9 protein-coding genes and 2 pseudogenes are annotated in these 12,081 nt (G+C 69.9%); 6 read left to right on the top strand and 5 right to left on the bottom strand.

Annotated elements, in window-relative coordinates:
• The first annotated feature begins 194 nt into the window (after window positions 1–194).
• The 3 genes from K9S39_RS22885 (at window position 195) to K9S39_RS22875 (ending at window position 2,628) form a co-directional block, all read left to right on the top strand.
• Entirely contained in the window at window positions 195–854 is a 660-nt protein-coding gene (locus K9S39_RS22885; RefSeq protein WP_248865212.1) for a response regulator, read from the top strand.
• A gap of 221 nt (window positions 855–1,075) precedes the next feature.
• Complete coding sequence (locus tag K9S39_RS22880; protein ID WP_248868918.1) at window positions 1,076–1,492, top strand: pyridoxamine 5'-phosphate oxidase family protein; 417 nt, start codon at window positions 1,076–1,078, stop codon at window positions 1,490–1,492.
• A gap of 80 nt (window positions 1,493–1,572) precedes the next feature.
• Window positions 1,573–2,628, top strand: a complete 1,056-nt coding sequence (locus tag K9S39_RS22875) for a phosphotransferase (RefSeq protein WP_248865211.1) — start codon at window positions 1,573–1,575, stop codon at window positions 2,626–2,628.
• A gap of 69 nt (window positions 2,629–2,697) precedes the next feature.
• Here K9S39_RS22875 and K9S39_RS22870 read toward each other — a convergent pair whose 3' ends face one another.
• A complete protein-coding gene (locus K9S39_RS22870; protein ID WP_248865210.1) occupies window positions 2,698–4,302 on the bottom strand; it encodes a protein kinase domain-containing protein in 1,605 nt (534 codons plus the stop codon).
• Window positions 4,303–4,615: 313 nt separating this feature from the next.
• Here K9S39_RS22870 and K9S39_RS22865 point away from each other — a divergent pair, with 313 nt between their 5' ends.
• Window positions 4,616–6,271 (top strand): protein kinase domain-containing protein, encoded by a 1,656-nt coding sequence (locus tag K9S39_RS22865; RefSeq protein WP_248865209.1) that lies wholly within the window; start codon window positions 4,616–4,618, stop codon window positions 6,269–6,271.
• A 93-nt stretch (window positions 6,272–6,364) separates the two neighbouring features.
• Here K9S39_RS22865 and K9S39_RS22860 read toward each other — a convergent pair whose 3' ends face one another.
• The 4 genes and pseudogenes from K9S39_RS22860 to K9S39_RS22845 all read right to left on the bottom strand — a co-directional run.
• Window positions 6,365–6,925, bottom strand: a complete 561-nt coding sequence (locus K9S39_RS22860) for a bacterial proteasome activator family protein (protein WP_248865208.1) — start codon at window positions 6,923–6,925, stop codon at window positions 6,365–6,367.
• Between the two features lie 268 nt (window positions 6,926–7,193).
• Window positions 7,194–8,054, bottom strand: coding sequence for a hypothetical protein (locus K9S39_RS22855; RefSeq protein ID WP_248865207.1), 861 nt, complete (start codon window positions 8,052–8,054; stop codon window positions 7,194–7,196).
• 167 nt (window positions 8,055–8,221) lie between these two features.
• Complete coding sequence (locus K9S39_RS22850) at window positions 8,222–9,199, bottom strand: NAD(P)H-quinone oxidoreductase (protein WP_248865206.1); 978 nt, start codon at window positions 9,197–9,199, stop codon at window positions 8,222–8,224.
• Between the two features lie 155 nt (window positions 9,200–9,354).
• Window positions 9,355–10,095, bottom strand: a pseudogene (locus K9S39_RS22845) (potassium channel family protein); the annotation flags it as partial.
• Between the two features lie 298 nt (window positions 10,096–10,393).
• Between K9S39_RS22845 and K9S39_RS43055 the strand changes: the two are divergent.
• Together K9S39_RS43055 and K9S39_RS22835 are read left to right on the top strand one after the other, a co-directional pair.
• Window positions 10,394–10,618, top strand: a pseudogene (locus tag K9S39_RS43055) (hypothetical protein); the annotation flags it as partial.
• Window positions 10,619–10,879: 261 nt separating this feature from the next.
• The gene (locus K9S39_RS22835; protein ID WP_248865205.1) at window positions 10,880–11,998 is read left to right on the top strand and encodes a potassium channel family protein; all 1,119 of its coding nucleotides are present in this window, start codon (window positions 10,880–10,882) and stop codon (window positions 11,996–11,998) included.
• The last annotated feature ends 83 nt before the right edge of the window (window positions 11,999–12,081 follow it).

The following is a 12,081-nucleotide window of genomic DNA, read 5'->3' as shown; positions in this document are numbered from 1 at the left end:
CCTGCTCATTGCACGTTACCCATTGTCAAAGCCTAAGCGGAAACGGCCCTGACCTGCGATTTTGCTTGGATTTCCAAGTAAATCGCGAGGGGCTGGGAACAACTCCTGGTCACAGCGTCGCAGGCCGCCGGGACAACGGCACGTTATATCGGTGACCTGGACCACGGGAAGACTTCGTGTGTGAGACTGGGCCCGTGCCCGAAGATGGAAAAATCACGGTATTCCTGCTCGATGATCACGAAGTCGTCCGGCGCGGGGTCCACGAAATGCTGTCCGTCGAAGAGGACATCGAGGTGGTCGGCGAGGCCGGCACCGCCGCGGACGCCCTGGTCAGAATCCCCGCGACCCGCCCCGACGTCGCGGTACTCGACGTCCGGCTGCCGGACGGCAGCGGCGTCGAGGTCTGCCGCGAGATCCGCTCGCAGAACGAGGACATCAAGTGTCTGATGCTGACCTCGTTCGCGGACGACGAGGCGCTTTTCGACGCGATCATGGCAGGCGCGGCCGGCTATGTCCTCAAGGCCATCCGCGGCAGTGAACTGCTGTCCGCGGTACGCGATGTGGCGGCCGGAAAATCGCTGCTCGACCCGGTGGCCACCGCCCGGGTCCTGGAACGGCTGCGCGACGGCAATACCGCGAAGGGCGACGACCGGCTCGCGAACCTCACCGAACAGGAACGCAAGATCCTCGATCTGATCGGCGAAGGGCTGACCAACCGCGCCATCGGCGAGCGGCTCCATCTCGCCGAAAAGACGATCAAGAATTATGTCTCCAGCCTGCTCTCCAAGCTCGGCATGGAACGCCGCTCCCAAGCCGCGGCGTATGTAGCGCGCATGCAGGCGGAAAAGCGCTGAGCAGCCACTGAACCGGGGCCGATCTCGCCTTTGATCCGGAGCCGACCTCGCGTGTGAACAGGGCGCGGACCTGGCCTGTGGACCGGGGATGACCTGACCTTTCCGCCCCGAGTACGGCCGCGGTGACGGCATTGCCGCGCGCGGCATTCGGGACCAACGTCCCTCCTTCTCGGGGCCCCGGCCCCTACTTTCGACCGATGCCGACCGCCAGTCTGAGGATCATGCTCTCGGACGACCTCCGCGCCATCGAGCTGCTCAGCCGCACCCCCTACGGGCGGGTCTCGGCCAGCCGCCGGGCACTGCCCTTCACCACCGTCACCCGGCATCTCGTCGTGGACGGCGGGCTGGTCCTGCGGCTGCACCGCGGCTACGGCTACCACCGGCATCTGGACGGCAGCGTCGTCGCCTACGAGGCGGACAACGCCGACACCGGTGCGAGCGACGCCTGGACCGTGCAGTTCACCGGTACCGCCCATGTGGTCACCCCCGCCCCCGCCGAGCGCGCACTCTTCGGCCGCACCCCCCGGCTGGCCGACGGAGTGCCCTTCGACCCGGTCTTCCTGCGCCTCACGCCCGAGTTCGTGACCCTGCACCGCCTTACTGACGTGCCCGTCTTCCGGTACTCGGAGTCCGCGTAAGACCGGCCCCTACGGCCACGCTGCGTGAGGCTCTGCGCTATACCTCCTCCGCCTGGCGCCGTTGATCTAACATCTGGCGCGTGCTGCGCTCATCTGTAGTCCGGACGGCGGCGACGCCCGACAAGCACGCCCTGGGATCCCTGCTGCGCCGCTACCCCGGCGCCGGGGAGCCGCTGTCGTGCGAACCGGTCGCCGAGGGCCTGCTCAACCACGGCTATTTCCTCGCCACCACCCGCGGCCGCTACTTCCTCAAGCACCACCTCGACGGCAACCGCTCCGCCATCACCCGCCAGCACCGCGCCACCCTCCGGCTCGCCGCCCTCGGCCTGCCGGTCGCCCCGCCGGTCGCCGACCCGGACGGCCGTACCGTCACCGTCCTCGACGGCCGCTGCTACGCGCTGCATCCCTGGGTCGAGGGCCGGCACCTCGGCGGCGCCGCGCTCACCCGCGGCCAGTCCCGCCGGCTCGGGGCCCTGCTCGGACTGGTGCACACCGCCCTGGAGCAGGTCATGGCGGACGCCCCGCACCCGCCGAAGCCGCCGTACGCGGACGCCGCCGCCGATCCCGCGCGGACCTTCGAGATGATCGACGAGCTGCTGGCGCTGGCCCGCGGTGCCCGCCCCCGCACCAGCTTCGACGAGCTCGCCGAGCACCGGCTGCTGGAGCGCCGGGCCCTGCTGGCACGGCAGGCCCACCGGCGCCCCGCGGCCGGCGGCGAACCCGCCGCGGGCTGGGTGCACGGCGATTTCCACCCGCTGAACGTGCTCTACCGGGGCGCGGAGCCGGCCGCGATCGTCGACTGGGACCGGCTGGGCGTCCAGCCCCGCGCCGAGGAGGCGGTACGCGCCGCCGCGATCTTCTTCGTACGCCCCTGCGGCACCCTCGACCTGGCCAAGGTGGCGGCGTACGCGGGCGCCTACCGCAGCGCCTGCGGGGCCGGCGCCGACGAGCTGGCGGCGGCCGTCCACCGGGTCTGGTGGGAACGGCTGAACGACTTCTGGATGCTCACCTGGCGCTACCGCCTGGGCGACCGGCGCACCGATCCGCAGTTCCCGGCGGCGGCCGCGCTGGCGGTGTGGTGGACCAGGGAGTACGCGGCGGTGCGGGACGCGTTCACGGGCTGCTGGCCCGGATGAACGGAACGGCGGGCCGGGCCCAGGGAGTTCCTGGAGCCCGGCCCGCCGTTCGCGGACCGCTGTCCCCGGTCAGCCGGTGCCGGTGGTCGTCGAGCCGGAGTCCTGGCCGGCGGTCGTCGAGCCGGTTTCCTGGCCGGCGCTCGTCCCGGCGTCGGTCCCGGTCGTGGTGCCACCGTCCGTGCTCCCGGTCGTGGTGCCGCCGTCGGTGGTCCCGCCGTCGCTGCTCTCGGAGGGGTCCGGCGTCGTGGGCGCCTCCGACGTCGGCGGCTCCGACGTGGGTGGCTCCGACGTCTCCGGCGTGGTCGGCGGCTGAGTCTGCGGCTCGGAGTACGTGGGGCCACCGGACACATTGCCGGGCTGGGTCTCCGGCGTCGTCGGCGGCTCCGTCGACGGCTCGCTGGACTTGTCCTCCTTCGACGGCGACGGAGACTGCGAGGCCGGGGTCTCCGTCTTCTTGTCCGTACCGCCGGTGTTCTGCAGCGCGAACGCCACCCCCACCACGATGGCGATCACGGCGAGCGCCGCGATCAGCCAGAGCTTGCCGCGACCGCCCTTGCCGGGCTGCGGCCCGCCCTCGAAACCGCCGTCGTCCGCCCGCATACCGTTCGGCAGGATCGGGCTCGCCGCGGTCGTCCCCGCCTCCGGATGCGGCAGCGCGGTGGTGGCGGCGGTGCCCATGGCCGGGGTGTTGCCACCCTCGTGCACGGCGACCGGCCCGGTGTTCCAGGTGCCCGTGTGCCCGCCGAGCTCCTGCAGCATCTGCAGCGAGTACTGGACCAGTCCGCGCATCTCCTCCGCGGTCTGGAAGCGGTCGTCGGGGTCCTTGGCGAGCGACCGCATGACCAGGCCGTCCAGCTCCGGCGGCACCGCATCGGCGACCTCGGACGGCGGCACCGGCATGTCCTGCACATGCTGGTAGACGACCGACAGCGGGGTCTCACCGGTGAACGGCGGGCGCAGCGCCAGCAGTTCATAGAGCAGACAGCCGGTGGCGTAGAGGTCGGAGCGGGTGTCGACGGTCTTGCCGAGCGCCTGCTCCGGGGAGAGGTACTGAGGGGTGCCCATGACCATGCCGGTCTGGGTCATCGTGGACTGCGCGCCGTGCAGGGCGCGGGCGATGCCGAAGTCCATGACCTTGACCGCGCCGCTGTGTGTGATGATCACGTTCGCGGGCTTGATGTCACGGTGCACAATGCCGTGCTGATGGCTGTACGCCAGCGCCTCCAGCACACCGGAGACGATGATCAGCGCCTGGTCCGGCGGCGGAGCCTCGGCGTTGAGCAGCAGATCACGGATGGTGTGGCCCTCGACCAGCTCCATCACGATGTACGGCACGGTGTTGCCGCCGATGAGGTCCTCACCGGAGTCGTAGACCGCCACCACCGCGTGGTGGTTCAGCCCGGCCACGGACTGTGCCTCACGCGTGAAGCGGGCCTTCGACACCGGGTCCTCGGCGAGATCGGCGCGCAGCAGCTTCACCGCGACGGTACGGCCCAGCCGTACGTCCTCGGCGGCGAACACCTCCGCCATGCCGCCCCGGCCGAGTCGGCGCGTCAGCCGGTAGCGGCCGTCACCGACCAGCCCGCCGTTGCCCCACATCTCCGGTGAATCCGGGACGTTGGCGCCGGTGGCATCAGGATCGGACGGCCCCTGCGGGCTCTGCGTCGGTGCCATCGGTCCTCGCCGTCGAATCGATCCGCGTAACAGCGGTAAGGTCTCGGTCTTCGCTAGAGCACGCTACAGGTTCCGCGACACCCGCCGGTCCGTCGCGGACCGGCCATCAAACCTTCCCGATCCCAGGTGTGGCAAGTTCACCAGGGGTAATCGAAGCCGCGAAACGTCTCACCACCGTGACCGGATCTTGCACATCTGGTCACGGAACGGGCACACAGCTTGACGTGTCCGTGCCCTCGGGCAGACTTGGCTGCGGAATTCCAGACTTTGATCGCTATATGTACGGGCAGTGCGCCCAGGGGGAAACGGAACCATGAGCCAGGACGGCGCTCAAGGCCCATACGAGGGCCGTTCGGTCGGCGGAGGACGTTACCAGCTTCGTGATCTTCTCGGGGTCGGCGGAATGGCGTCCGTGCACCTCGCCTATGACACTGTGCTCGATCGCGAGGTCGCGATCAAGACACTGCACACCGAACTCGGGCGCGAGCAGGCATTCCGCGAGCGTTTCCGCCGCGAGGCACAGTCCGTGGCGAAACTCACACACACCAATATCGTCTCGGTCTTCGACTCCGGCGAGGACGAGCTCGATGGCGGCATGGTCCCGTACATCATCATGGAGTACGTCTCCGGAAAGCCGCTGCGCTCGGAGCTCGACGCCGACATCGCCCAGCACGGCGCGATGCCGACGGAAAAGGCGATGAAAATCACCGCCGATGTGCTCGCCGCCCTGGAGGCGAGCCATGAGATGGGCCTGGTCCACCGGGACATCAAGCCGGGCAACGTCATGATGACCAAGCGCAATGTCGTCAAGGTCATGGACTTCGGCATCGCCCGCGCCATGCAGTCCGGCGTGACGTCCATGACGCAGACCGGCATGGTCGTCGGCACCCCGCAGTATCTGTCGCCCGAGCAGGCGCTGGGCCGTGGTGTGGACGCCCGCTCCGACCTCTACTCGGTCGGCATCATGCTCTTCGAGCTGCTGACCGGCCAGCTGCCCTTCGACGCGGACTCCCCGCTCGCCATCGCCTACGCGCACGTCCAGGAGGAGCCGCCGGCCCCGTCGAGCATCAACCGCTCGGTGCCCCCGGCCGTGGACGCCCTGGTGGCCCGCGCGCTGAAGAAGAACCCCAACGAACGGTTTCCGACCGCCGAGGCGATGCAGGACGAATGTCTGCGCATCGCCGGTTCGGCACAGTCGGGGGCGACGCCGCTGATCATCGGCGAGGGCCCGAAGGCGCGCACCAGCGGCTCGTCGGTCTCCTCGGCGGTGTTCCCGACGGCGAGCGGCAATCCGAACACCCCGGCACCGCCGAACGTGCAGCAGCCCTACCAGCCGACGCAGGCGGCCCCCTTCGGCCCCTCGACGCCGCCGCCGGTGAACAACGCCTTCCCGGCGCCCGCGCCGGCGCCCACCCCGTTCAACAACGGCGGCTTCCAGACCCCCGCGCCGTACACCCCGCCGCCCGTGACGGCCTCGATGGCGTCGACCGGTGGCCCCGGCGGCCCCGCGCCGCGCAAGAACAACACCCCGGTGATCGTCGTCTCGGCGATCGTCGGCGTGGTCGTGGTCACCGCGATAGCCATCGGCATCGGCCTGAGCGCCGGCGGCAGCAGCAGCGGCGATCCCGACGACGGCCCGGCGTACACCCGATCCGCCTCGCCGAGCGCGAGCACCCGGGCCGTGGACACCATCTCGCCGCGGATCCCTACGACCAAGTGCACCAATCCGGACCATCCCTACAGCGAGCCGGACAAGATCTACTTCCCGTTCCTCCGGGGCAAGAACCTGGACTCGGTGAAGGCGTGCCTGGACGCCGCGGGCTGGAAGTACAAGATCATCGAGAAGGACGACACCTTCTCCGCCAGGAACTACATCCTGGACCAGTCGCCCCGCGGCATTGACCGGTGGGACCCGAAGAGCGGTGAGACGGTCCAGCTGACCGTCGCCACTGGAAAAGACCCCAGCTGACCCGGGCGTACACATACGGAAGGGGCCGGCACGCACCCTGCGTGCCGGCCCCTTTTTCTTGCTGCGGGGCGCGGGAGGCCTTGCTACCGGTCGCTAGAGGTACGGGCCCGAGCGGGCACCGCCGTGACCGAGGCCCTCCTCATCGGCGTTCATCGGGGCACCCGGCGGCAGCGCACGGCGCATCTGCTCCAGCTGGGCGCGGGCCGCCATCTGCTGGGCGAACAGCGCGGTCTGGATGCCGTGGAAGAGGCCCTCCAGCCAGCCCACCAACTGGGCCTGGGCGATCCGCAGTTCCGAATCCGTCGGCACCGATTCGTCGGTGAACGGGAGGGAGAGCCGCTCCAGCTCCTCCACCAGTTCGGGCGCCAGTCCGTCCTCCAGCTCCTTGACCGAGCTGGAGTGGATCTCCTTGAGCCGGACCCGGCTGGCCTCGTCCAGGGGAGCGGCCTTCACCTCTTCCAGCAGCTGCTTGATCATGCTGCCGATGCGCATGACCTTCGCAGGCTGCTCAACCATCTCCGTCACCGGAATCTCGCGGGATTCCTCCCCCTCTTCCCCGCCACCGGAGCCGGCGCTGCCGAGCGCCATGCCGTCCGGGCCGACAACCAGGACGTGCGGGTTCTCCTGCGACCGTTCGTTCATCGGCATATCCATGCCGCCATTCTCTCGTATCGGCGCTCAAGAACGGTGGTGCCCCCAGAACAGGGTGATCCACCTTCCAAGGGGCGACGATGCGGCGTGCCGGGCGCCGTGTCGAGGCCGTTCCAGGGTCCGCCAGGTCGAGCTCCGTCACGGCGGGGCTGCCAGGTCGGGAGTTGCCGCTTCGAGGCTGGTTTCACGTGAAACGGCGACATGATGTCGAAATGGTTTCACGTGAAACGGCGGGACGTTTTCGACGTGGTTTCACGTGAAACGGCAGGAGTCAGCGGCGGCGGAGCCGGAGGCCGAGGAAGGCGAGGCCGAGGCCGGTGAAAGCGAGGCCGGCGCCCAGCGGGAGGACACGTTCGACGCGGGAGGCCGGGGCGTCCAGCGCGTAGGGGCTTGCCGTGGCGGCCGGTTCGTTGTCCCTGGTCGCCGGCGCGGAGCCGGACCGCTGCTCGGGGGTGGTGAGCGACTGCGGCGGGGACAGCGGCTCATAGGGGCTCTGGACCGGACGGCCGGAGAGATCCCGGTGCTCTTCGGGGGGCGGCTGTGCGGACGGCTCCGCGGCCTCGTCGGAGGCCGGCGGCGAAGGGGCGGAGGGGCTCGGTGGGAGCTCCGCGCCTTCGCCGGCGGGCGGGCTCGTCAGGTCCGGGGAGTCCGGGACGCCGGTGGCGGAGTCGCTCGGCTCCGGAGCGGTGTGCGACGGGGAGGGCTCGGTGGCGTCCGGTCCGGAAGGGGGCGGCGGGCGCTCGGGGCGCAGTGCCTGCGCGGACGGCTCATCCGGGACGTGCGACGGGCGGTCCGATAGCCCCTCCGGGTTCTCCGCCCGGCCGGGAACCTCGGGCCGCGCGGAGACGGCGTCCGAGTCCGGCCGCTGTGCCGAGTGCGCCGTCGTCTCCGGACGGCCGGGGTGGCGCCGGCCGGCCCCCGCAAGGCTGCCGGCCAGCGGTGGTTCTTCCGCATAGGTGTCGGGCGGGACGTGGGGACGGGAGACCTGCGGGCGGACCAGGTCCGGAGGGCGGTCGACCGGCGTCGCCCACCCGCCCGAGGCGGTTGCCGCGGTGGCTGCCAGCGGGACGGGCAGGACGGTGGCGGCCACCAGCAGACCGGTGGTGATGCGCGAACGGAATCGTGGAGCCACAGCCGTTGCCCCTCCCGTGCCGAGCCGTCGAGTGACATGCTCAGATTCACACGGCGCGACCATCCCGGCACTTTGGGTATGGCGGTCGGGTTAGGGCCTGGCCGATGGGGCATATCCGAGGGTCAGGGTCGGAAGGCCCCTGGCTGCCGGGGCGGGAGGGGCAGGGCTCAGACCGTCAGCACGACCTTGCCGACGTGCACGCTCGCGTCCACCACGCGATGCGCCTCCGCGGCCTGCGCCATCGGGAGCGTACGGTCCACGATCGGCCGGACCTGGCCATTGCCGATCAGCGGCCAGACATGCTCCCGTACGGCCGCGACAATGGCCGCCTTTTCGTTCAGCGGGCGGGCCCGCAGGCTGGTGGCGGTGATCGCGGCACGCTTGTTCAGCAGGGCGGCGAGATTGAGCTCCGCCTTCACCCCGCCCTGCAGGCCGATGATCGCGAGCCGTCCGCTGACCGCCAGCGCCTTCACGTTCCGTTGCAGATACTTGGCACCGATGATGTCGAGGATGACTTCCGCGCCCTTGCCGTCGGTGGCCTTGCGGATCTCCTGGACGAAGTCCTGCTCGCGGTAGTCGATGAGGATGTCCGCACCCAGCTCCGCACAGCGGGCCAGCTTCTCGGGGCCGCCCGCGGTGACCGCGACCCGCGCGCCGACCGCCTTGGCGAGCTGAATCGCCATCGTGCCGATGCCGCTGGCGCCACCGTGCACCAGCAGCGTCTCACCGGGCCGCAGGTGCGCGACCATGAAGACGTTGGACCAGACCGTGCAGGCGACCTCGGGGAGCGCGGCGGCCGACACGAGATCGAGACCGGTCGGCAGCGGCAGCACCTGCCCGGCCGGGACGGCGACCCGCTCCGCGTAGCCGCCGCCCGCCAGCAGCGCGCACACCTCGTCGCCGACGGCCCAGCCGTGCGCACCGGGGCCGAGCGCGACGATCCGGCCGGAGCACTCCAGTCCGGGGTACGGGGAGGCGCCGGGCGGCGGGTCGTAGAAGCCCTGGCGCTGCAGCAGGTCGGCGCGGTTCACGGCGCCGGCCGCGACCTCGATCAGGACCTCGCCCTCGACGGGCTGCGGATCGGGCACGTCCGCCCAGACAAGTGCGTCGGGGCCACCGGGCTCGGGGATAGTGATCGCTCGCATGAGCGCGAGGCTACTCGCCGCCCGCGCACGAGGCGACGGTGCGGGGGCCGGTGGCCACCGCGTGGGGTACGGACCACAGGGGCGCCGGACGACGTCTGCCCCGGTGCGCGGGCACCTGCCCGGCCCCGCACCCGGTCACCCGTCCGACGCCCGGGTCACCCGTCCGACCGGCGCATGGGGGCGACGCCGGTGCCGGGAAGCCTCGGCCTGGCCGCCTTCCCGCCGGTGCTGTCCGGCTCTTCCGTCACCGGCGCACCGATGATGGCGATCACCCGGTCCGTGGTCTGCAGCGGACCGGCCGCCGGATCGTCGTGACCGAGCAACCGGTGGCCGCGCAGGACGGCGACGATCAGGTCGTCGGTCTCCCGGACGGACTTGCCGACCTCGGCCTTCACCACCGGCCGTTCCATGAGGTCGAGACCGCTGCCCTGCTGGATCAGATTCTCCAGCACGGTGCCCGCGCTGGGGCTGTGGACGGAGAGCCCCAGCAGCTGTCCCGCCGCGCTCGCCGAGGTGATCACGGCGTCGGCGCCGGACTGCCGCAGCAGTGGGACGTTCTCCTCCTCCCGCACCGCCGCGACGATATTGGCCTCCTTGTTGAGCTGACGGGCGGTCAACGGGACCAGGACGGCGGTGTCATCGCGCTGGGTTGCGATCACGACCTGGCGGGCACGCTGGATCTCGGCCCGTACCAGCACATCGCTGCGGGTCGCGTCGCCGACCACCCCCGCGAAGCCCTCGGCCACCGCCGCCTCTACTACCTTGGGGAGCGGATCGACGACGACGATGCGGTCACGGCTCGTGCCCGTGGCGCAGAGGGTCTGCACGGCGGACCGGCCCTTGGTGCCGAAGCCGACGACGACGGTGTGGTCACGCAAGGCGTATCTCCAGCATTTTGACGAAAGCAACCTAAGTTCAGGGACAACGAGCTTGTGCAGCATGCCCGTTGGGGCGATCTCAAAGATCAGAACTGGGCGGCCTGGTCCGCCTGGCTTTCGAGGCCGACGAGGGCCCCGCTACCGCTGAGAACGACGCTACCGAGGCCACGTCCGCCTTCCGGCCCATGACCGGCCGAGACATCAAGAGCCGCGACGAGCAGGAGAAGGACAACCGGTCGTTCGTCGAGTCGCGCGGCGGACGGTACGTCAGTCGGCCGACACCGCGCAGGGCCGGAGCGCCCTGAAGGTCTTCGATGTGGACGCGCAACGCATCGGCGAGGTGACAAGGCAGCTCAGAGGCGCCGAGAGCAGGCCGGTAGGGTCGCTTCATGGCCGAGAGCGAGCAGGTGCGACGTATGGCGACCCCGCGCATGGCAGCGGGCGCGCTGTTCTCCAACAGTCAAGACCAAGTCCTGTTGGTCAAGCCTTCGTACAAGCCCATGTGGGAGATCCCGGCGGATACATCGAGCGCGGAGAGTCGCCGCTGGCCGTCTGTCAGCGTGAGGTGAAGGAAGAGCTGGGCTCACCTCTTGATCCCGCGACTCTCCCGCCGAGTGAAGGCGGCAATTACGGCGCGGGCCCAGGCTCACCCCCAGTACCTGGAGCACGGCCAAACCGCCGGCCGGCGAGACGCGCCGCGACAACGTCTGCATCAGGCATCGGCAATCTGCATCCCAGAGCATGGCGGCATGCCGTGCACTCAGACCTCCCTGCCTCACGCCACACCCGAGGAGTTGGCTGGATGAGACAAGTAAAGCCGCCGCTCAGGACGGGTAGATTCTCTGCTTTCCGCTCGCTCTGGTCCCGCTCACGCACCGAGACAGAGGAAGCGACCGAGGCCGGGCGGTCCATCGTCATGCCCGTCCAACGCCTGACGCCACCGCTCCAACAGGTCCTCCGTCGGCTTGTCATGGCACTCCTGGTCCTGGCGCTCACGACGGTTATCGTGTGGATCGACCGAGCGGGGTACCACGACAACGCCGACGGGGATGTCGATCTCCTTGATGCGGTGTACTACGCGACCGTGTCCCTGTCGACCACGGGCTACGGTGACATCACACCCGTCAGCGACGGTGCACGACTGATCACCGCCCTGGCGGTCACGCCACTGCGCATCCTGTTCCTGATCATCTTGGTCGGCACCACGCTCGAAGTGCTCACCGAACGTACTCGGCAGCAGGTACGTGTTCACCGCTGGAGGTCCCGTATGCGAGATCACGTCGTTGTCATCGGGTACGGGACCAAGGGTCGCCACACCGTAGAAACCTTGGTCGGTCAGGGCGTTCCCAAGGAACAGATCGTCGTGGTCGATCCTCAGCAGAAGGTGGTGGATGCCGCAAGCGCCGACGGGTTGGTGGGCGTCCTCGGGGATGCGACCCGTTCCGAGACTCTTCGCAGGGCGGAGCTGCAGCGGGCCTCGAAGATCGTCATCGCAGCCCAGCGAGACGACACCGCAGCCCTGGCGACGCTCACGGCACGCCAGCTCAACAAGCGTGCCTCCATCGTGGTGGCGGTCCGGGAGGACGAGAACGTTCCCTTGTTGAAGCAGAGCGGGGCCGACACGGTGGTCACGAGTTCCAGTTCAGCGGGTCGCCTGCTCGGTGTGTCGATGGCCAGTCCGCACGCAGGCACCGTCCTGGAAGATCTGATGACCTCCGGCGGCGGACTGGACCTCAAAGAGCGTCCGGTGACGAAGGCCGAGGCAGGGGGTTCCCCCCGTGAGTGCGATGACCTGGTCGTGGCCGTCGTACGCGGGCACAGGGTGCTGGACTACACCCATCCGGAGGCCGCGACGCTCCAGCTCACGGACCGGCTCATCACCATTCGGCGGGCTGCTGCGTCGAGCGACCGCGCGGTCTGAGCTCGAAACAGTGCCGACCGGCGGCAGTGCCCCGCTTCGACGGGTCCGGTTCGCGGCGGATGACCGCGTACCGGATCTTCGCG

The organism is Streptomyces halobius, from assembly GCF_023277745.1.
In the GTDB taxonomy this organism is placed as follows: Bacteria; Actinomycetota; Actinomycetes; order Streptomycetales; family Streptomycetaceae; genus Streptomyces; species Streptomyces halobius.
This window is presented reverse-complemented; position numbering and strand designations above follow the sequence as displayed.